Annotated in this window: 17 protein-coding genes and 1 tRNA gene; 14 read left to right on the top strand and 4 right to left on the bottom strand. The window is 45.6% G+C overall.

Annotated features, from left to right (window positions below; all coding sequences use genetic code 11):
- Nucleotides 1-180 precede the first annotated feature (180 nt).
- Nucleotides 181-1,287, bottom strand: a complete 1,107-nt coding sequence (gene rfbB, locus QUA44_RS21390) for a dTDP-glucose 4,6-dehydratase (RefSeq protein WP_333254219.1) — start codon at nt 1,285-1,287, stop codon at nt 181-183.
- Nucleotides 1,288-1,644: 357 nt separating this feature from the next.
- Between rfbB and QUA44_RS21385 the strand changes: the two genes are divergently transcribed.
- The 4 genes from QUA44_RS21385 (at nt 1,645) to QUA44_RS21370 (ending at nt 5,459) form a co-directional block, all read left to right on the top strand.
- Nucleotides 1,645-2,190 (top strand): hypothetical protein, encoded by a 546-nt coding sequence (locus QUA44_RS21385; RefSeq protein ID WP_333254221.1) that lies wholly within the window; start codon nt 1,645-1,647, stop codon nt 2,188-2,190.
- A gap of 467 nt (nt 2,191-2,657) precedes the next feature.
- Nucleotides 2,658-3,263, top strand: a complete 606-nt coding sequence (locus tag QUA44_RS21380) for a DUF1517 domain-containing protein (protein ID WP_333254223.1) — start codon at nt 2,658-2,660, stop codon at nt 3,261-3,263.
- Nucleotides 3,264-3,364: 101 nt separating this feature from the next.
- Entirely contained in the window at nt 3,365-4,246 is an 882-nt protein-coding gene (locus QUA44_RS21375; protein ID WP_333254254.1) for a hypothetical protein, read from the top strand.
- A gap of 181 nt (nt 4,247-4,427) precedes the next feature.
- A complete protein-coding gene (locus tag QUA44_RS21370) occupies nt 4,428-5,459 on the top strand; it encodes an S-layer homology domain-containing protein (protein ID WP_333254225.1) in 1,032 nt (343 codons plus the stop codon).
- A gap of 228 nt (nt 5,460-5,687) precedes the next feature.
- Here the strand turns inward: QUA44_RS21370 and QUA44_RS21365 are convergent, their stop codons facing one another.
- Nucleotides 5,688-7,268: a peptidoglycan-binding protein gene (locus QUA44_RS21365; RefSeq protein WP_333254226.1), complete on the bottom strand. Its 1,581-nt coding sequence runs from the start codon at nt 7,266-7,268 to the stop codon at nt 5,688-5,690.
- Nucleotides 7,269-7,517: 249 nt separating this feature from the next.
- Here QUA44_RS21365 and alr point away from each other — a divergent pair, with 249 nt between their 5' ends.
- The 6 genes from alr to QUA44_RS21335 all read left to right on the top strand — a co-directional run bounded on the left by alr (nt 7,518) and on the right by QUA44_RS21335 (nt 12,408).
- Nucleotides 7,518-8,720 carry an alanine racemase gene (alr, locus tag QUA44_RS21360; RefSeq protein ID WP_333254228.1) on the top strand — a complete coding sequence of 401 codons (1,203 nt, stop codon included), beginning with the start codon at nt 7,518-7,520 and terminating at the stop codon, nt 8,718-8,720.
- Between the two features lie 221 nt (nt 8,721-8,941).
- Entirely contained in the window at nt 8,942-9,817 is an 876-nt protein-coding gene (locus QUA44_RS21355) for a mechanosensitive ion channel family protein (protein WP_333254230.1), read from the top strand.
- A gap of 50 nt (nt 9,818-9,867) precedes the next feature.
- Nucleotides 9,868-10,995: a patatin-like phospholipase family protein gene (locus QUA44_RS21350; protein ID WP_333254233.1), complete on the top strand. Its 1,128-nt coding sequence runs from the start codon at nt 9,868-9,870 to the stop codon at nt 10,993-10,995.
- Nucleotides 10,996-11,105: 110 nt separating this feature from the next.
- A tRNA-Ser gene (locus tag QUA44_RS21345) sits at nt 11,106-11,194 on the top strand.
- A gap of 219 nt (nt 11,195-11,413) precedes the next feature.
- Nucleotides 11,414-11,860 (top strand): DUF6932 family protein, encoded by a 447-nt coding sequence (locus QUA44_RS21340; protein ID WP_333254237.1) that lies wholly within the window; start codon nt 11,414-11,416, stop codon nt 11,858-11,860.
- Entirely contained in the window at nt 11,857-12,408 is a 552-nt protein-coding gene (locus QUA44_RS21335) for a helix-turn-helix transcriptional regulator (RefSeq protein WP_333254239.1), read from the top strand. The genes QUA44_RS21340 and QUA44_RS21335 overlap by 4 nt, the downstream gene beginning before the upstream one ends.
- An 85-nt stretch (nt 12,409-12,493) precedes the next feature.
- Here QUA44_RS21335 and QUA44_RS21330 read toward each other — a convergent pair whose 3' ends face one another.
- Complete coding sequence (locus QUA44_RS21330; protein WP_333254241.1) at nt 12,494-13,432, bottom strand: serine hydrolase; 939 nt, start codon at nt 13,430-13,432, stop codon at nt 12,494-12,496.
- 95 nt (nt 13,433-13,527) lie between these two features.
- Here QUA44_RS21330 and QUA44_RS21325 point away from each other — a divergent pair, with 95 nt between their 5' ends.
- Nucleotides 13,528-14,256 (top strand): C40 family peptidase, encoded by a 729-nt coding sequence (locus QUA44_RS21325; protein WP_333254243.1) that lies wholly within the window; start codon nt 13,528-13,530, stop codon nt 14,254-14,256.
- A 31-nt stretch (nt 14,257-14,287) separates the two neighbouring features.
- Nucleotides 14,288-15,292, top strand: coding sequence for a glycosyltransferase family 2 protein (locus tag QUA44_RS21320; RefSeq protein WP_333254245.1), 1,005 nt, complete (start codon nt 14,288-14,290; stop codon nt 15,290-15,292).
- A 244-nt stretch (nt 15,293-15,536) separates the two neighbouring features.
- Here QUA44_RS21320 and QUA44_RS21315 read toward each other — a convergent pair whose 3' ends face one another.
- Complete coding sequence (locus QUA44_RS21315) at nt 15,537-16,706, bottom strand: IscS subfamily cysteine desulfurase (RefSeq protein WP_333254247.1); 1,170 nt, start codon at nt 16,704-16,706, stop codon at nt 15,537-15,539.
- 97 nt (nt 16,707-16,803) lie between these two features.
- Here QUA44_RS21315 and QUA44_RS21310 point away from each other — a divergent pair, with 97 nt between their 5' ends.
- Nucleotides 16,804-17,472 carry a hypothetical protein gene (locus QUA44_RS21310; RefSeq protein WP_333254249.1) on the top strand — a complete coding sequence of 223 codons (669 nt, stop codon included), beginning with the start codon at nt 16,804-16,806 and terminating at the stop codon, nt 17,470-17,472.
- Between the two features lie 192 nt (nt 17,473-17,664).
- The gene (locus tag QUA44_RS21305) at nt 17,665-18,987 is read left to right on the top strand and encodes a four-carbon acid sugar kinase family protein (RefSeq protein ID WP_333254251.1); all 1,323 of its coding nucleotides are present in this window, start codon (nt 17,665-17,667) and stop codon (nt 18,985-18,987) included.
- The last annotated feature ends 515 nt before the right edge of the window (nt 18,988-19,502 follow it).

Raw genomic sequence — 19,502 nt, 5'->3', positions numbered from 1 at the left:
GAGGATTGAAGTAATGAATCGTCTTCTTTTAATTTCTCGCCTTTAAGGGAGAGGCTTTAAACCAATTTTTTCTGGTAAAGCTTGAAGGCAAGACAGAAACCTTTCTGGACGCACTCTTGAGCTGGAAAACCAGTTTTTTACTGGTTCTGGTTTTTGGTAGCCCGTGCGTCCAAGAGTAGATTAATTAGAGTAGACTTTCCGGTAGTAGGTTTGATATTCCTCCGAAAGCAGGGGTTCCCACCACTCCCGATGGGCTAAGTACCATTCTACAGTCTGCCGCAAACCTTCTTCAACTGTTACTGAGGGAGTCCAACCTAACTCAGTTTTAATTTTGCTGGCATCAATAGCATAACGCCGATCGTGCCCGGCTCTGTCTTTGACAAATGTAATCAATTGTTCGCAAGGACGCGCGGGCAAATCAGAAGCTAATTCGTCCATTAGCTGGCACAGCATTTTTACTAAATCGAGATTTTTTACCTCGTTGTTGCCGCCAATATTGTAGGTTTCCCCTGGTTGGCCGCGGTTAATAACGGCATCTAAAGCGCGGCAGTGGTCGAGAACATAGAGCCAATCTCGCACGTTTTGACCGTCGCCGTAAACTGGCAGCGGTTTGCCCAATAGCATATTGATGCACATTAATGGAATGAGCTTTTCTGGGAAGTGATAGGGGCCGTAATTGTTGGAACAGTTGGTGATAATTGTCGGGACGCCGTAGGTGTGGAAATAGGCGCGGGCGAGGTGATCGCTGCCAGCTTTGGAGGCTGAGTAGGGACTGTTGGGGGAGTAGGCTGTTGTTTCTGTGAAGGCTGGGTCATCGGGGCCGAGACTGCCGTAAACTTCGTCGGTAGAAACGTGGAGGAAGCGCATTTGTGCTTTGAGAGAGGGCTCATCAATTGCTTCAAAATGCTTGCGGAAGGCTTCTAAAAGTGTGAAGGTTCCGACAACGTTTGTTTGAACAAAGGCGGCAGGCCCGATAATTGACCTGTCAACGTGGGATTCTGCGGCAAAGTGGGCGACTGTGGTGATGTTTTCTTCTTTGAGCAAGGTATCGACTAGGGTACGATCGCAAATATCCCCCTGCACAAACCGAAAATTTTCGCCTCCTTCCAAAGTTGCCAGGGTTTGTCTGTTGCCGGCGTAGGTTAAAGCGTCGAGTACGACTACTCTATCGCCCGGATAGCTGTTGCACCACTGATGCACAAAATTCGAGCCGATAAATCCAGCCCCGCCCGTCACCAACAATCGGCGAGGATCTCGCTCAATGCCTTGAGTCGCGTTGTCTGTCATAAAAATAAGAGTTATTCCAATAACTAAGCCTTTACAAAAGTAGCCTTAAAAGTAGTTTGTTACCAAGTGTTTGCTGCCATGTAACTAAATTTTTTACTGTCTCACCTCAGATTTTCTAATTTGGGCGCGATCAAAGTATTGGTTCACAAAACTTGAAGTTCTACCAGTTTTTTAGCCAAAACGCTTGCAGAGCAAGCATTGCAGGTTTTTAAGCTGGGAAATTTAAATTTGAATTGCGTGAGGCTATAGCTGACTTTTGCGATCGATCCTCGATATGGGCGGCGCGCAGAGTTGATACATTTGTAAAGAGCTGTTACCATTAATTTTTTAATTATCCTTTACAATCTCCAGAGCACCATGAAGAAGTTTCAAGTGTTAGCTGGCATTGCTTCCGTCGTGGCGATCGCAAGCAGCATCGCTGTTTGTGACGCTGCATCTGCTTTCCCCTGTTCCTACAGCAAATCTGGGGCGGCTAAATCTGGTTCTGCGCCAACCCTCCTAGGTTCCGGCGGCTCGGAGCGCATGAATCCGTGGAAATCCTACAAAACAGCAGCTCTCGGTTTGCTCGGTTTGGCGGGAGTTTTGGGTGGGGGTGCGGCCTACATGAGCTACCGCGCCGGCAAGCGCGCTTCTGCTGCTTGCGCTGCGATGACCGATAATTTTGAAGTTTTTGAAGAGTCGATCGATCCGATCGCAGATGCAGGTGTTTCTGGACACATGGAAATTCCGGCTTTGCTCGATTTGGCCCCGGCGGGTGCTGTAGCTGAGTCAGCAGATGCGGTTGCGGCCGTTCGCGAACACCCAGAAGCTCCGGGCGGCGAGCTGGATTTGCCAGTTTCGCCAATTGCTGAGTTGAGTTCTGAAATTGCGATCGAACAAGTCCAAAGCGCGATCGTCAAATAGTTATCTCAAACCAAAGTATTCGCTTAGCGCACCTCCAATCTTGCAAGATTGGAGGTTTTTTGAGTGGAAATTATATACCCCTACAATTTCTTGTCATTGCGATCGCGAAGCACTGCAAACAATAGACAAATGAATCAATAGCACACAATATCATATTCCGGCGAAGCAAACGAGCGCTGAATTAATATCAATAGAAAAAACTCTTGCTACAATCATCAATCTCATACCAATTATTAAAAGTCGCTGCTCCCCGTCAGGACTAGGCTGTGCCGTTTCCCTACTGTATTTGAACTCTATTTGATCCGAGTGAAAACTGCTATAAAATTAGATGAGTCAAAGCGAGACAGTAGGCTGCCGAGGCGATCGCTAAAAATACTCTTCAGATCAATCTGAGGGTAGACGGCAAAAGTTCAAATCGCCTGCTAGGGTGGGAATTATAGCCCTACAGATTACAACTATAGGTTATTATGAATGCTTGGCGCGATCGATTCAATCAATTTACAGGTCACACTCGATTGGCAGTTTGCCGGGTGTTCGTTCACCTAACAGGTGAAGAAGTTGCACCGCTGTTAGGAGTTCTCAACCACACCGCCAGAAAAGCAATTGATGCCGATGGCGACATAGCAGTTTTAGGAGAAGGTCTTGTAGAAATTTGCAATCACCTGTTGCAGTACGACAACTACTGGCAAGCAGCCGCCAATGAAGGCGATGTTTTTTGGAATGAAGGCGAAGCAGGCGATTATGTGGATGAACTTTTCACTGATTCAGCCGATCGCTATCTCAGCGAGCCTCAATACAGTACATCTGTTTACGATAAAAAATCCCCCTTGTCTTTGCCGGTAACTAGAAATGTGGTGGTGATGCTGACAGTTGCGTATGAAGGCGAAGTTCCTGCCCTAGAAACTGACCTCGCTGACATCAGCGCGCTTAAAGTCGGTTTAAAAGCACTGATTAATTTACATTACCAAGAAAGGCTCCGAGCTGTGCAAGTTCACTTTTCTCCCGCACAGTTGGGAGACGAACTTACCAACGACCAAGTGTTGGTCAATTTCCCAGAACTTATTCCCCTTTAAGGAAGGAGTAATTAGTTATTAGTTATTAGTTATTAGTTATTTGCTACCAATGCGCGCTGCCCCATGCGCGATGCCCAATGCCCAATTACCAATTACTATTTATGATGCTGCGAAGACTGACAATTTATTTAATGGCTTTAACTTTTTTATGGACGGCAACCGCCTGCGGTTCTCCTAGTAGACAAACTTCTACAAATCCTGCTGGCAATCCAAATATTAACACAGTGCGTCCTGCACCAAATAATAACTTGACTCAAGGTCAATATTCTGTACAGCAAGCTACCTACGACGATGCGGATGGCGAATACAGTTTGATGTTGCTGAATACTCCCGCCGGCAGTCCCCCAGTTTACCGCACTAAGGATTTGCAAATGGCTCGCTTAACAGATGAAGAAACATCGGCAGGCAAGAAAAGTTATCTAAATTTGGATAACAATCAAGCGGTTTTGCATTTGACAGAAGATTTCAAAATTGAGTACGTTCACAACGTTACCGAAACTGTTAATAACCCTCAAACAGGTCAGCCACAAACCGTAGTAGTGAGACAGCAATCTGGCTTCTGGGCCCCGTTTGCTGGGGCTATAGCCGGTCAGGCGATCGGCAGTTTGTTATTTAGACCGCAATATTATATGCCGCCAGTCTATCAGCCGGGAATTATGACAGGATATGGCGGGTATGGCAATACTTACGGCCAAGCTGTTAACCAATATCAAACTCGCTACAAAACTCCGCCTCCAGTTGTGAGAAACCGTCAAGTTTTAAGGACGACTGGCCGCTTGCGATCGCCCACATATAACCAGCCAGTAAGACCCTCAGCACGGCCAAATGGCAATCGATCGACCGGTTCGGGTTACGGTGGCAGCACTTTGAGGCGATCGCCGCAGCCGCGTCAAAATCAAAACAAGCGGCAGCCGAGTTTTGGTAGTGGCAGGAATTCTCGTCAACCGAGTCGGAGTCGCTCTTCCGGGGGTAGAAGGCGCTGAATTGAAGATGGCAAAAATCAGCATCTGACATCGGTAAAAGTTAATTTTATATATTCTCCCGATGCCACGCCGCCGCAGTAGGGAGAATGAAAACTTTGGAATAGTTGATTTAGCCCTCTCTGTTTCCCCCAGACTAAAAAAATATGTGATTTAATTTCTACATTGGTATTTAGGTGACAATATGTCTTCTTCACAACCCCCGTCAGGGGAAAGAAATCCTCTAGGATTGGATGAATTGATTGCTATCTTGGTTGCCTTCGGCACGATGGGAGCAATTTTATTTTGGGTAACAGGTAAAAATCCCGATCGATTGAATGCCAGAAATTGGCAATTTCCAGCCGTTTTCTCTCAGCCTGCTGTTACGCCCGCGAGCCCGGGAATATTAACGCCAGAATCGCCAAGTTCGGATTTGCGATCGCCCGCTACAACGCTCATTCCTTCACAACGGGAAGTCGCACCTGTGGCACCTTTAGGGCCGATTTTACCGCAAAATCCTCCGGTGGGTGTAATCGTTGTTCCTCCCACGCCAATTGCGCGATCGACTCCCAATTCAGCAATTACCAAACCGAAAGCCGATCAACCGAAAGCCGATCAACCCAAAGTTGGGCCCGTTATATTCTCAGATGTTCCGGACAAATATTGGGCGCGTCCATTCATTGTCGCTTTAGTCGATCGGAAAATCTTTACTGATTTGACTGACAGTAAATTTCGTCCCGACGAACCGATGACGCGAGCCGAACTAGCCCGCTTAATTGAGCGAATGTCCGACAAAAAACCGACCCGAAAACCGATTAATTTTGAAGACGTGAAAGACAAGAGCCCTGCCGCTAGTGCGATCGATGGCAGCGTACAAAAAGGATTTCTTCAAGGATACCCAAACAATGAGTTCCGTCCCACAAAAGACGTTCCCCGTGTAGAAGTCATCGTAGCATTAGCTAGCGGTTTAAACCTGAAACAAGAAGGGAGTGCAAGCAAGATTTTACAAGTTTATACAGACAGGAAAAAAGTGCCGAAATGGGCAGTTGACAAAGTAGCAGCAGCGACTAAAGCTGGCATTGTTGTCAACCACCCGAAGCCCACACTTTTGCAGCCCAACAAAACAGCAACTCGCGCGGAAGTAGCAGCCATGATTTACCAAGCTATGGCCAAAAAAGGTAAAGTACCTGCTAAACCTTCTAAGTATGTTATCAAGTCGGTCAAGTCGTCCAAATAATATTTTCACCCCTCATGTAGGGCGCGCAATCGGCACTGATCGATCTTGTAGGGTGTGCACGGCGCACCGATATATCTACACTCCTGGACGCACGCGCCCGGCCACAAACCGGGTTTAGACCTAGTTTTCTAGTTGAGAAATCATGTAGGGTGTGCACGGCGCACCGATCTAAAAACTCAATCGTTGCGCCGCAGCGCACCCTACAAATTTCACTGCGAACCTGTTAGATTAATCTTGAAACACCATAATGCTGCCCGAATAGCAAGCTACCCAAACCTGATTAGTTTCCGGATCGTAAGTAATCCCGATCGGACTTGAATTAACCTTCACTGTTTGCAGAACTTTCATATCGCTCGTCCTAACTTTGCTAACAGTATTCGAGAAATAGTTGACCACATAAAGCAGTTTTCCCTGATCAGAAATCGTCATGCTGCGAGGGGCTTTTCCAGTCGAAACCTTGTCCACCACTTTACCAGTTTTTAGGTCAATTTTTGCCACATTTCCTTCACCATTTAAAGTGGCATAAAGATAGTTGCCATTGGGGTCGATCGTCAAATGACGCGGTGCATTGCCAATATTTCTCAGCCATTCTACCGAAAAATCGATGAGATTCACTTTCGCAATATCGGAAGAACCCATGATAGCAACATAGGCATTTTTTGAGTCGGGAGTAACAACAATACCCCGAGGATATGCACCCAGTTTCACGCGCTCGACTTCGAGATTTTTATTGATATCAACTACGCTCAAATCCCAACTGCACCAATTGCTCGCGAGCGCGAAGCGATTGTCAGGCGAAACAGCATTGAATTTGGGAACTGCACCGACAGGAATTACCTTTTCTATTTTCAAAGTTTGGGTATTGATGCGGTAAAGAAAACTTTGATCGTGTTTTGCCGCTGGAGAACACCTGTCGGTTCCCGGATTGCTAAACCCGGAACCGTACATTTTGTAGTTGGAGACGTAGGCATATTTGCCATCGGTTGAAAAAGCCGCTTCTACGGGAGATCCTTTATAATCGCCTTTGAATTTAGAAAAGCCAAACTTCGACAAGTTTACTGTATCGGGAATAGTTTTGACTAATTTAAAGTTCCTGTCGTAAACTGTGATTGTGTGGCGGTACATCATGTTTTGAGCAAAAAACAAACCAGAACCCGAATAAACTATTGATTTTGGCGAGATGTTACCGTAAATTGTTTTTTTCAAGGTCATTTTTCCTTGAGTGTTGTCGGGAGGATTTACTAGCCTTGTGGGTTGTGATTCACTTTCTTTGTCCTCGGAGTTTTCAGTTTTAAAGGGTGGCAAAGAGGGTTCTTGAAATAGAGATTCTTGGGGCTGAGTTTTAGTTTGATCTTCTAGTTCGTTTGTGTTATCTGTGGCGGTAGGAGATGGCGAAGATTGATCGACATTTGGCGCGAGTTTTTCCGCAGCTTCAATACTCGCATCTTCCGGCTTACCTTTCAGTGCTGACAAGGTTTTAGGGCCAACAATTCCGTCAACTTTTAGGTTGTTCTCTGCTTGAAACTTTTTCACAGCAGCCAGGGTGAGAGAACCGTAAAATCCTGTAGCCTTACCGCGAAAATAGCCTGCGTTTTGTAGAGTTTTCTGGAGTTCGGCTACTTCCGAGCCTGAATCACCTTTTTTGAGGGCGAGTGCGGGATTGACTAAATTGAAAATTGTGAGAGCGATCGTAAAGAAAAGTAAAGGAGTATAGGCTAAATTTAGGTGCATTTTTGAGTGGGTCGATCGAGTTTGACCCGCAGCCGTTTCCCAAGTTTCAGCTAAATGTAGGTATGCCAGTGCGTCCATAGTTTTTATCGGGTATTTTTGGTGCTATGATACACCAGTTAATACCATTTTAGATTTTAGATTTTAGATTTTAGATGGTGAATGACTGATGCAATATGGGTTTGCAGCTTGCCTACAGTTGCATTCTTTTTTTAAACTTGTATAACATTGATTAAAGGAAAAATCTTATTATAATCAAACTTAGGGTAAAATATCCTAGCAGTTTTTAGAGCAGTTTTTAATGGTGTAAGTAAGTAGGAGCGATCGACAATGTGGAGTGGGGAACAAACAACCGCAGAATCAACGACAAAAGAATCCCGCCAGACGTTGCTGTGGGACGGTGACGGGGGACTTTGCCAGCGGGCTTGGGTAGAAATCGATTTAGCAGCTTTAACTCACAATGTAAAACAGCTTAAAAAGCTCTTATCTCCCCACACAGAACTGATGGCAGTTGTGAAAGCGGATGCTTACGGGCATGGTGCTGTTGCAGTCAGTCAAACAGCATTGCAAGCAGGTGCTAGTTGGCTGGGAGTGGCGACAATTCCCGAAGGAATAGAATTGCGAGAAGCTGGGATAGAAGCGCCGATTTTGCTGTTGGGGGCAACCCATACAGCCCAACAGGTAAAGGCGATCGCCCATTGGCACTTGCAGCCCACTATTTGTACTGCCAAACAAGCCCTAATTTTTTCGGAAGTTCTCGCAGGCATTAACCAATCTTTGCCAGTTCACGCTAAGTTAGATACGGGAATGTCTCGCTTGGGTACGCCCTGGCAGGAAGCTACAGAATTTGTGCAATTAGTCAAGCGGTTGCCCAATTTAAAATTAGCCAGTATTTACTCTCACTTGGCGACAGCAGACAGTCCCGATCCCGCAGTTATGAGAGAGCAGCACCAGCGGTTTCAACAGGCGATCGAGCAAATTAAAATAGCAGGAATTAACCCCCCTCGCCTCCACTTGGCTAACTCTGCTGCAGCCCTCGCTGACCCGGATTTGCACTACGATTTAGTGCGAGTCGGTTTAGCTACCTACGGTCTTTATCCAGCACCTCACTTGCAGTCGATCGCCAATTTGAAGCCCGCAATGCAGGTAAAGGCTAGGGTAACGCAGGTGAAAACAATCGAAGCAGGAACCGGCGTCAGTTACGGCTATCAATTTATAGCTCAGCGGCAGACACAGATTGCCGTAATTGGTATCGGCTATGCAGATGGTATTCCGCGCAATCTTTCTAATAAAATGCAGGTTTTAGTCCGGGGTCAGTTCGTGCGACAAGTGGGCGCGGTAACGATGGATCAATTAATGCTGGATGTAACCGATATTCCCAATTTAGAAGTCGGCGAAGTGGTGACGCTGTTGGGCAAAGATGGAGAATATCAAATTACTGCTGATGATTGGGCCGCGACTTTAGGAACTATTTCGTGGGAAATTCTCTGCGGTTTTAAACACCGATTGCCCCGCGTAGCAGTACACTATTAACAGTATTCCGGCAGGGGTTTAAACCCCTGCCTCATAGCAAAACTCGGTTAAAACCGACTCAAGATTTTGAGCGAGGAAATTATTGATTGTAGTCCTCTTTGAGAGGAGTTTAGCTATGAGACATGGGTTAAAAATCCCTGTCGGACTCTCCGACTTATGCAGAAGACTGAGACTGCGTTTACCAATGCCCAATGCCCAATGCCCTGTTTGCCCAATTCCCAATGCCCAATTCCCAATTCCCAATTGATATGACAGTTATTCAGACGTTTTTACCTATAGCCCAAACCTTCTATTCTCAGCTAAATGCAGAAAGAACACAAGCCTTGGAAGTAGCCCAAGAATTCTCAAAAAAATTCGTAGAATTGGGGTTTAAAATTGTACCTCAACTGCTGTGGGCGATCGGCATTTTGCTAATTACGCGATTTGCGATCGGCTTTGCGGGCCGCGTGACTCGCCGAGCACTGAGTCGCACCGAAGCCACGCTGCGGAAATTCTTAGTTCAAGCTGCTGAAATTACGATTTTGGTAGTGGGAGTAGTCGCCGCTTTGAGTCAGTTGGGAATTCAAACTACCAGCGTGGTTGCGGTGGTGGGTGCAGCGGGTTTGGCCATTGGTTTGGCGTGGCAAAATACTTTGTCGCACTTTGCTGCTGGGGTAATGTTGATTAGTTTGCGGCCCTTTGAAGTCGGAGATGCGATCGAAGCTGCGGATGTTAAGGGAGTGGTGGACAGCATCGGGATTTTTTCAACAACCGTGGTGACAGACGATCGCATAAAAATTATTGTCCCGAACAACCAGTTGTTTAACGGTACACTGAAAAATACAACGGCAATGGGAATGAGGCGAGTAGACTTGAAAATTGATATTGGCGATCGGGCGATCCGTCCAACGATGGCTGAGTTATTAGAAATTGCCCACTCTCACCCGCTGGTGTTGGAGAATCCGCCCCCGACTTGTTTGGTAGCCGAGATTACTCCCGATACAACTATTTTATCTCTCCGACCTTGGTGCGCGTCGGTGGCCTACGAACAAGTGCGATCGCAAGTTCAACAATACGTCAAAGAGGCAATGGATGCCGACAAAAATCAAGAGCAATAGATATCTATCTATCTAAACTTAAAAATCCAAATTGATCCGAGGTATTTCCCATGAGCAAGTGGTATCCGCAGCAAATTTTGCAAGAAGCCGGTGTCAGAATCACCGCAACCGAGAAACAAACAATTCTCAGCAAATTTCCGCCTCCCGACGAAAACGGTCAAATCTATGCCGACGGGGTTTTTGAAGGCGGCGGCGTGCGCGGAGTGGCATTTTTAGGAGCACTCAGGTGCTGTAGCGATTTGGGCATCCGGTGGCGAAAATTGGCCGGCACTTCGGCAGGTGCAATTACTGCTGCAGTATTGGCAACCGACTTGTCAATTGATGATTTAGAGGAAATTTTAGGACAGCTCGATTACAGCATATTTTTAACTCAAAAAAACAGTCCTCTAATTTTAAACGGCGACCCCGCCGACGACTTGCAATCTCCTGCTTGGACGCTGCTTTTCCTAACAGTTAGCCGTCAGATGGGAGAATATTCGGCGCAGCCATTCCGGCAGTGGCTGGAAGCAATGCTCGGTCGAGGTAACTTGCACACTTTTGCCGATGTGAAACAAATCGTAAAAGACCGGGAATTAAAAGTAGTAATATCCAACCTGACTCGCGGTGAAATGTTGGTGCTGCCAGACGACTTACACCGACGCGAATCGACGGATTCCGATCCTTTGTATGAGCAGTTGCGACTCCAAAGCGCTGAAGATTTTAGCGTTGCTGAAGCCGTTCGGTTGTCGATGAGTATTCCCCTATTTTTTGAACCAGGAAAACTGGGCGATGACTTAATTGTAGATGGCGGAATTTTGAGCAATTTCCCCCTGTGGATTTATGACAAACAATCCGTCGGTTCCACTCCTGCTATGCCCCGCTGGTTTACCTTTGGGTTTCGATTAGTCGATACCGGAATTGAGACTAAAGCTAAGATTGATACTCCCCTGTCGATGCTGGCGGCGATGTTCAGAACGATGATGAAAGCAAGAGACCGCTATCACCAGCGAGAAATGGATAAGGGCAGGGTGATTAATATTGATGTGACTGAAGCTGGGGTGACGACGACAGATTTTAATCTCGATGCCGATCGCAAGGCTCACCTGTACCGCTTGGGATATTTGTATACTAAGAGGTTCTTTTTGAGTTCCAATTTTAGTTGGGAAAAGCACTTGAAGGCTAGGGGCTTTGGGGAGTAGGCGATCGGGTTAAGGTGTCGGATGCTAGACAGGGTGACGATTTCAGGATCTTTTGCGATTAGGGGTTGCCAAAGGCTGAATCTGTGTGCTATGGTTAGTTGCTGTCATCTGGAGAGGTGGCTGAGTGGTCGAAAGCGGCAGATTGCTAATCTGTTAAGGGTGTTATCACCCTTCGGGGGTTCGAATCCCCCCCTCTCCGTTCTATTCAATCCTTTATCAATCAAGGGTTTTGGATTCGTCATAACCTTAAAAGTTGCGTTTTCCGGTCATTTTTTGCTCACTATTGGCGATCGGTAGCGCCACCTCAGTCTGCCGTGAGGGTCAATGAAGCTATCGCTGCGATCGCAATTTTCCAAACAACGATCGCAATATGGTACGCTCAAGAGCCGGATATTCATCTGTGTTAAGGTGTGAGGAAGTGATTCCAGAATTCGATGAAAACGGCAACTTACCCCCAGGAGTACATTTTTGCGAATGGGAAGAATTTGTAGAACGATTTGGAAGCAACGAGCTGAGGTTGCGTTTAATGCGCGGACTGCGAATGGCAATGGAGCAACTCAAAGCAGGTGGTTGCCGGACAATTTATATCAACGGCAGCTTTGTTACCATTAAACCAAACCCAGGAGATTTTGATGCCTGTTGGGATAGCGAGGATGTCGATTACGATTATCTCCGAAAAAATGCCCCTAGATTACTAAATCATTTGGATCGTAGCGCACAGAAATCCAAATATAAAGGTGAAATTTTTCGTTCAGATCAACCTGTAGGAGATTACGGTTTAACTTCTATAGAATTCTTTCAGCGTGACAGACAGTTAAATCATAAGGGCCTTATTGCTATAGATTTATTAAGGTGGAACCCATGATTAAAAATGAAAAAGAGTATGAATATAGTCAAGAATGCGCCCGAAAATTTGAATATTCTCTTAGGGCGTTAGAGCAAGATGAGGAACTGAAGAAAAAAGACCCCGAAGGGTGGCAACTTTCTGGGGATGTCAAACAATCTCACCTGATGGCTTTACAAGCAGAAATTGCTGAATATGACAGGCTTACATCTCATGATAGCGACACCCCAATAGTATTAACACTTGATGCTATTGATTATTTACCCCAAATCTTGATTAAAGCTCGCCTGGCAGCTAAGCTAAGCCAAAAAGAATTGGCAGATTTAGCTGGACTGAAAGAAGAACAAATTAAACGTTATGAAGATAATGACTACGAAGATGCCAGTTTTTTGGATGTAAGATTTGTAATTGATGCACTGGAAATTCAAATTCAAAAAGGTGAGTTTCTAGTTCCTTTAGATACCCTAAGAAGAACGCCAGTTAGCAAAGAAGAATTACTTTCCTCAACTCATCGTTTTCACAGCCAACAAGATCAACGAATGATGGAGCAAGTTCAATTAAAAAGTTAGCGTTGACAGTTGACGATGTTAGATGCCCAACTTGTTAAAGAAGTCGGGCATCTGTGTATATAGTTTTCAATTTACAAACCTAAATCTAATTAAGCACTTTCATCGCTTCGACAAATTGCCGCGATATAAATGGTAAAATCTGTTCATTCTTGCTATTCTCTTTACCCTCGGTAAATACAACTAACAAATACGGCCGCAAACCCGGTATTTCAATATAAGCAGCATCGTGACGAACTTGACTTGTCAGTCCCGCTTTTGACCACAATTTTGCTGATTCTGGCAATCCGCCACCTAAAAAACCTGTGACTTGATTTTCAGGATCTGCTTCTAATTCTGCTGGTTCTAAACTGCGTTTCATTAAACCCATCATTTCTTGCGATGCTTTGGCAGAAACAGCTACGCCGCCGATTATACTGTGCAGCAAACGCGCCGCTGCATTTGTGGTCAGCATATTTCTATTTTCCATTAATTCTCCCAGAACTGCTCGCTCGCGACCGTAGGGGCCGTCACACCAGGTTTTTTGATTGGCGTTAATATTTTGTAATTCCGGCCAATCCAATGATTGAAAGTAACGGTTGACAAGGTTTCGCTGCTGTTTCCAAGTTTCAAAGGGGCCTGGTGATAATTCTGGGCCGCTGGTGGTGCCGGTGAGCGCGTCTACTACTAAACTGGTGGCGTCGTTGCTGGAATCAACTATCATATCTCGGACAGCACGTTCTAATTCTGGCGATGTTTGAATCATGCCTTTTTGCGCCCATTCCCAGATGGCCACGAGGTAGAATAATTTGACGATGCTGGCTGGATAAATTCGTTCGGCAGCTCTGGCGCTAAAACCTCGCGGTTGATATTTCCAAAATTCTTGGGCGCTGAGGGCTCCGCCTGTATTGACTCGCACCGGCGGATCGTAGACTATCCAGGTAATGGCTGTACGATCGCCCGTTAAGCCTGTAAATTCTGACAATGCGGAGTCTATAATGCTACTGCCGAGATTTTCTAATTGTTCGTCTTTGTGAAAAAATGTCATGGTTGATGGCTGACGCTTAACGGTTAACGGCTAGCAGCTAATGGCAATCTATCGTTAAATGCGAACAATTAACAGCAAACAATTAGCAATTAGCAATGGCCAATTATCAATTATCTGATGTTGTGGAGTACCGGGCGCGATCGCACATAAATATTTACGATTCCCCAAAGTGCGATCGACTCGCAACTCAAGCGGCGGTGGGGCGGCATTTGCGCGCCGTCGAACTCCCCCTAAAACAGAGCGATGCAAACTTGGATACAACGGCTGTGATGGTGCGGCTGTGCGAAGATGATTATCCCGGATGGCTGGATATTCGAGATGTTGAGTTGCTCGATGCGACAGAGACAGTGTATCATCCTCTGGTGCTTTCTGAGGCCCAAATTAGGGAGAAATTGCCGATCGCCATTACTTTTGCTCGTGACGCTATGAACCAATCCAATTATTATCTTTGGGGCGGTACTGTCGGGCCAAATTATGATTGTTCGGGATTGATGCAAGCTGCTTTTGTGGCTGCGGGTATTTGGTTGCCGAGAGATGCTTATCAGCAGGAAGCTTTCATTAGACCTATTAGTATAAGTGATTTAGAACCAGGAGATTTAGTATTTTTTGGTACAGCGGAAAAAGCAACTCACGTAGGATTGTATCTGGGCGATAGTCGTTATATTCACAGTTCAGGAAAAGAACAAGGTCGCAATGGTATCGGTATCGATGTTTTGTCGGAAAATGGGGATAAAGTTAGTCAATGTTATTACCGACAATTGCGCGGATATGGTAAAGTTGTGGCAAGTTATCAACCTAGTGAGTTGTTGACGGTTGACTGTTGACGGTTGACTGTTGATATTATCGAATAAAAAAATGGACGCTGCATTATTTTTGGAAAAATTGGCTGCACAGCAGGCTGGCGCTGAGGTTGTTCTCGATGTTTCGGTGGTAGTGCCGGTGTATAATGAGGTGGAAAGTTTGCCTCATTTGATTGAGGCGATCGCCTCTTCTATCCAACCATCTGGACTCAGCTATCAAATTATTTGTGTAGATGACGGTTCTAAGGACGGTTCGGCTGAACTTCTCCAGCAGTTAGCCAGCAGTCGCGATGACCTTTGTGCTGTAATTTTGCGCCGCAATTACGGGCAAACTGCTGCCATGTCGGCAGGTTTCGATCGCGCTCGCGGTCGTGCTATTGTGACGCTAGACGGCGATTTACAAAATGACCCGGCTGATATTCCGCTATTGTTGGCAAAGTTAGATGAAGGCTACGATTTAGTGAGTGGCTGGCGGAAAAATAGGCAGGATAATACTATTAGTCGGTTGATTCCTTCTAAAATTGCGAACTGGTTAATTGGTCGCGTTACAGGCGTAACTTTGCACGACTACGGCTGTTCTTTGAAAGCTTATAAATCCGAGTTGGTAGCAGACTTGAATCTCTACGGGGAATTGCACCGCTTTTTGCCTGCTTTGGCCTTTATTGAAGGGGCGAGAATTGCCGAAATGCCGGTGCGGCATCACGCCCGTCGTTTCGGTCAAAGTAAGTACGGGATTTGGCGGACTTTTCGCGTGTTGATGGATTTGTTAACTATTTCTTTTATGAAAAAGTTCCTGACTCGACCGATGCACGTTTTTGGACTTTTGGGACTTAGTTCTATGACGTTGGGAACGGTTTTAGGAATTTATTTGACAGTCTTAAAATTGGGTTTTGGTCAAATTATTGGGAACCGCCCTTTGCTGATTTTGGCTGTGGTTTTGCTGTTAACTGGCGTGCAGTTATTTTGTTTTGGTTTGTTGGCGGAAGTGATGATGCGGACTTATCACGAATCCCAGGGAAAACCAATTTATCGAGTGCGCGAGGTGTTTGGTTATAAGTAAAGGATTGGTGTTAGTAGATCCCCGAATTCTAGCATTAGCATTGATGTTGAGTCTGGGAAACGGTTGCAGAAGTCGGGGATCTGGTGTTATATGATTTAACTCATCTGCGATATTGAACAGTCCAATCTCAAATGGTAAGGTGCGTCGCCACGCTTGAATCTGAAAGTTTCATTTAGTATCTCATAGCGACGCACCCTACAGATTACTGTCAACTGTCAACTGTCAACTGTCAACTGTCAACTGTCTAACTCATCACTTTTTGAGCTTGTCGGAGAGATGTAATAGTTGCGATCGCGTGTTGGGAGACTGCATCTATTTCTGCTGCGGTATTGAAGCGGCCAATACCAAAGCGAATCGAAGCGTAGGCTAATTTGTCCGATCGCCCGATCGCTGCTAAAACATGAGATGGAGATATTTTCGCAGAAGTACAAGCAGAACCAGAAGAAACTGCCGCCGCCGGTTGCAAACCCAACATCAACGCTTGACCGTCAACCCCGCCTACACTAATATTGAGATTCCCTGGCAATCTCTTCGTAGCGTGACCGTTGAGAAAAACATCGCCCAATTCACTCAAATTTTCCCACAAACGCTGCCGCAAATTAACCACTCGTTCTGTTTCCGACGGCATTTCTGCAATTGCCAATTCTACTGCTTTGGCAAACCCAACTATTTGCGGTGGGTAGAGAGTTCCCGATCGCATTCCCCGTTCGTGGCCTCCTCCGTGCATTTGCGGCGCTAGCTGCACTCTCGGTTTGTTGCGACGCACGTAGAGAGCACCGATACCTTTTGGCCCGTAAATTTTGTGGGCTGTCAAGGACATTAGATCGATATTCATCTCCTCTACGTCGAGGGGAATTTTGCCGATCGCCTGTGCCGCATCTGTGTGAAAAAGAATGTCATTTCCGCGACAAATTGCAGCAATTTCTGCGATCGGCTGGATAACGCCAATTTCGTTGTTAGCCGTCATCACTGAAACTAAAATTGTCTCGGCCCGAATCGCTTTGATCAAATCGCCTATATCAATCAGCCCGTCGCTTTTCACGGGTAAAACAGTAATGTCAAACCCCAATTTTTGTAAATAGGTACAGGGGTCAAGAATTGCATTGTGTTCGGTTTTTACTGTGATAATGTGCTTTCCTTTACTGAAATAAGCCTCGGCGATGCCTTTGATCGCTAAGTTATTTGCTTCGCTGGCGCCGCTGGTAAAAACAATTTCTTCTGGGGAGGCGTTGATCGCTTCTGCTATGATTTGTCGTGACTGTTTTACCGCTGCTTCTGCTTCCCAGCCGTAGACGTGGTTGATACTGGCTGCGTTGCCGAATTGTTCGGTGAAATACGGCAGCATCGCATCAAGTACCCGTTGATCTACGGGGGTTGTGGCGTGATTGTCGAGGTATATAGGACGTACAGACATAGTGCTAGTTTTGGTTGAAAAAAGTGTTAGGTTTATTGTAGACGAGCCCCTTGTTCTACTACAAAACTTTATAATTAACAAATATTTATGAAGATTTATGCGAGCTGACATTCAGGGATTAGAAATTACTATCGGTGAGCTCAAGCACCTCACCGGTGCCGGGCCCGATCGCGTATACCGGCCGCCGACAGCGACTAAGTTTGCCGGCGAAGCTTTGAAAACAGTCGGTTTAATTGTTTTGGTTCTAATCAGTTGTTGGCTGCTGGTTGCGATATTTCCTATAGCTTATTTGTTGTGCTTCGCCCTTCACTTGGTTGCGATACTCGGTTTAATCCTTGAGGATGCGTGGAAAATTCGGTGCAGTCGGCAAAACCAACATTTAATCAATCTTTTTGATGATGTCGATCGCTATAATGGTATAATCGCAGCGATCGCCATTAATGATCAGATAGAAGATGCTGGCAATGCGGAAGTCAAAATCGGCGATCGCGCCAAAGTAATTCAAGCTTTGCAGCTAATCAGAGACGATTTAGTTCGAGCTTTGAAAACTGAAAGAATTCTTAGGGAAAACAAAAAATTTGTCGCTACTAATTCCGAATTGTTTGCCAATAACTTAAGAAATTTGAATGCCCTGCAAATTAGCGATAGATCGAGCCAGCCGGGACGATTGCTCAACGAAGCTTTGCAGGTAGCCGTGGGAGTTCAAGCAGAAATGAAAAAGTTGCAAGATCGAAACGCTGCTAATTTTAAAAATGGCAAAACTTAGTAGCGTGCACGGCTGCGTGCGCCTTTTACCCAGTAGCAACATGAAGCTTACTGAACCGCTCGAACTCAAACACATTCTCCAAATGATAAGTTATGAGAAATGTGAAAAAAATATCATAACTATTGTAAATTTTTTCCTGTTACGTAACAGGTAAGGATATCTTGGGAAGGTGACGTTAACAACAAGGTCAGTATGTCTTCTAGCAAACCCAAGATTATAGTTCTCGACGACGATCCGACAGGTTCTCAAACCGTGCACAGTTGCTTGCTGCTGACACGTTGGGACGAAGACACTCTGCGTTTGGGACTGCGGGACAAATCCCCGATTTTCTTTATACTGACAAATACTCGATCGCTAACTCCCGAAAAAGCAGCCTCCGTCACCCGCGAAGTGTGCCAAAATCTTAAAAAGGCGATCGCCAGCGAAGAAATCGAAGACTTCCTAATAGTTAGCCGTTCCGATTCTACCCTGCGCGGCCACTATCCCATCGAAACCGACGCGATCGCCGAAGAACTTGGCCCCTTCGACGCTCATTTTCTAATTCCCGCCTTTTTTGAAGGAGGCAGAATTACCCGCAACAGCGTGCACTACCTAATGGTTAACAGCGTCGCAACGCCTGTTCACGAAACCGAATTTGCCAAAGATTCAGTTTTCGGCTACAGTCACAGTTACCTGCCAGACTATGTAGAAGAAAAAACCAAAGGCCGCATCCCCGCTGATGCAGTCGATCGCATTTTACTCGCAGATATGCGCTACGGAAGTTTAGATCGACTGATGGACATGACAGACAACCAATGTGCAGTTGTTGACGGCGAAAGTCAAGGCGATTTAGACACATTTGCCAAACACATTCTCGATGCAGCCAGTCAAGGTAAAAAGTTTTTATTCCGCAGCGCGGCCAGTATTTTAACATCCTTAGCTGACATCGGCCACCAGCCTGTAGCAGCCGACGAAATGGCAAAATATGTGAGAAAGGGCAAACCCGGTGCAGTAATAGTGGGTTCCCACGTTAAGAAAACTACAGAACAATTGGAACGCTTGTTAAAAGAACCCAATATAGTTAGCATTGAAATAGATGTATCTCACTTGTTAGAAGATTCACCAGAGTATCGCACCCAAATTCTCGATGAAATTCTCGAAAAAGTCCACACCGCTCATGCCGACGGCAAAACGCCTGTAATTTATACCAGCCGCCAGGAGCTACAATTTAAAAATGCGGAAATCCGGTTAAAATTTGGAGAGGCGGTTTCTGCTTTATTGATGGATATCGTGCGGGGAATGCCTGCGGATATCGGGTTTTTAATTAGCAAAGGCGGCATTACTTCTAATGATGTTTTGAGTACCGGTTTGTCGCTGAAAAGTGTCCGGCAAATCGGTCAAATTATTGCAGGTTGTTCGGTGGTGAAAACCGAGGCAGACCATCCTCTGTTTCCAAATTTACCAGTGGTTTTGTTTCCGGGAAATGTCGGGGATAGCCATGCTTTGGCTACGGTTTACAAGCGGCTGAGTAAGTAATCAGCAGACCAATCTAAAAAAACAGAACACCCAGAACCCTGACTTCTTAGAGAAGTCGGGGTTCTAACATCTTGAAATTTTCATGCCAGAGCGTGTCTTGACAATCCCCTCAAATAAGCCCTATGCTGCAACTCCTGTAAAACTCGCTCTTCAGATTACGAATAAAACGGCATCCTCGTTGCGCTTCTAATAGTTAAATACAACGTTACAGATTCTAGGGCAAGATGGTAAAAAACTGCGGTAGATTGTATCGATCGCTACTTTTTACACCAAGCATCCGGGAGAGCCGTTCTACTGCTGGTAGTAGGGAAAATTGGTCTAAAAAAGTTCGGTATTTTTACGGTTAAAACATTAATGGATGTGTCCTAATATGTACAGTCAAGTGGTTGATGAGTCACTTTAAGAAAGCAAAGCTGATTGATGTGATGAAGCATTTGGGGTATCGGCTCAATAAGTAGGGGAAGGAGTTATTCTAATTGCCAAGACAAACCCAAGGGATGAAGAGAAGATTTTTC

Origin of the sequence: Microcoleus sp. N9_A2 (assembly GCF_036701775.1) — a bacterium.
In the GTDB taxonomy this organism is placed as follows: Bacteria; Cyanobacteriota; Cyanobacteriia; order Cyanobacteriales; family Microcoleaceae; genus Microcoleus.
The sequence above is the reverse complement of the archived record's forward strand: the minus strand, read 5'-3'. Positions and strand labels throughout refer to the sequence as shown.